The sequence below is a fragment of the Rubellimicrobium rubrum genome, from assembly GCF_006152115.1.
In the GTDB taxonomy this organism is placed as follows: Bacteria; Pseudomonadota; Alphaproteobacteria; order Rhodobacterales; family Rhodobacteraceae; genus Rubellimicrobium; species Rubellimicrobium rubrum.
Map to the genome: position 1 here is coordinate 1 of NZ_VDFU01000095.1, position 1554 is coordinate 1554.

Annotated in this window: 1 protein-coding gene; it reads right to left on the minus strand. The window is 71.2% G+C overall.

Going from position 1 to position 1554, the window contains the following annotated elements; genetic code table 11:
• On the minus strand, window positions 1–1554 hold a 1554-nt coding region (locus FHG66_RS21350; RefSeq protein WP_139079159.1), incomplete at both ends, for a bifunctional 5-dehydro-2-deoxygluconokinase/5-dehydro-2-deoxyphosphogluconate aldolase.

A 1554-nucleotide genomic window follows, 5' to 3' on the forward strand; every position in this document is an offset into this window, starting at 1 on the left:
CCAGGCGGCATCGGTCTTGAAAGGCTCGAGCTTCCACCAGTCGGGGTAAAGCCCCAGGGCGTAGATGCGCTCGATGATGCGGGCCGTGGTGTCGTCATCCACCGGGGCCACCTTGGAGGGGATCACCTCCAGGAGCACCTCGAGCCGGTTGCGCCGCGCGGCCGCGAAGAGGCGCACCAGCGTCGCCTCCTGGTCGGCCCACATCTGGGCGTCGTCCTCGGGGTGGCAGAAGCACAGCACCTTGACCACATGCTCCAGCGGCCATTCCGAGAGGCCGCCGAAGTCGGGGCCCAACTCGGGCTCGAGCGTGAGCGGGCGGGAGCCGGGCCATTCCACGGGACGGCCGATCCACAGGCCCGTTCCGGCCGCCTTGTAGAGCGCGTCGCGCCCCAGGCGGCCGTCGCAAAGGATGCCGTAGCCGGGCTGCCCGTCCGCGACCTGTTGCGCGGCCTCCAGGCACAGGAGCTTGAACGCGCCGATCTTGTCGGGGGTGGCGCCCTCCATCTCCTCCATCTGCTTGCGATGGTCGAAGGCGAAGACGCGCATCCGGTCCCACTGCCCATGGCGGTTCGTGGACCAGTGGAGCTGTTCGAGCGGGGCGTCCTTGCGCAGCGCCGGGGTGGTCACGCCGCGGTCGAGGAACCATTGCAGCTCGGTGAGCGAGGGATAGGCGGGTGTGCAGCCATGGCGGGAGACGGCGAAGGCGCCGCAGGCGTTGGCGTATTCGAGCGCGCGCGGCCAGCTCTCCCCGTCGAGCCAGCCCTTGAGCAGGCCCGACATGAAGCCGTCGCCCGCGCCCAGCACGTTGAACACCTCGATGGGGAAGCCCGGGCCGGCCTCGCCGTCGTCAAGGGAGTCGGGGACGGCGCCGGTGAAGGCCACGGCGCCGCGGGCGCCCCGCTTGCACACCAGCGTGGCCTGCGACACCGCGCGCACGGCGCGCAGCGCCTCGACGGTGTCCGTGGAGCCACCCGCGATGTGGAACTCCTCCTCCGTGCCCACGATCAGGTCGAAGAGCGCGAGGTGCGATTGCAGCTTGGCCGTGACGGCCGCGCTCTCAATGAAGCGGCTCTCCCCCGCCCCGTGCCCGGCCAGGCCCCAGAGGTTCGGACGGTAGTCGATGTCGAGCGCGGTCTGGGCGCCCGTCTCGCGCGCCAGCCGCAGCGCCTTGAGCACCGCGGCTTCCGTGCGCGGGTGGCTCAGATGCGTGCCGGTGGCCACCACCGAACGGGCCTCGGCGATGAAGGACGGGTCGATGTCGTCCTCGCAGAGCGCCATGTCGGCGCAGTCGGCGCGGTAGAAGATGAGCGGGAACTGCTCCTGGTCGCGGATGCCCAGGATGACGAGCGCCGTCAGCCGCTCGGGGTCGGTCACCACGCCCCGCACGTCCACGCCTTCGCGGGCCAGCTCCTCGCGGATGAAGCGGCCCATGTGCTCGTCGCCCACCCGCGTGATCAGCGCCGAGCGCAGCCCCAGCCGCGCCGTGCCCGCCGCCATGTTCGTGGGGCTGCCCCCGATGTACTTCTGGAACGACCCCATGTCCTCCAAACGCCC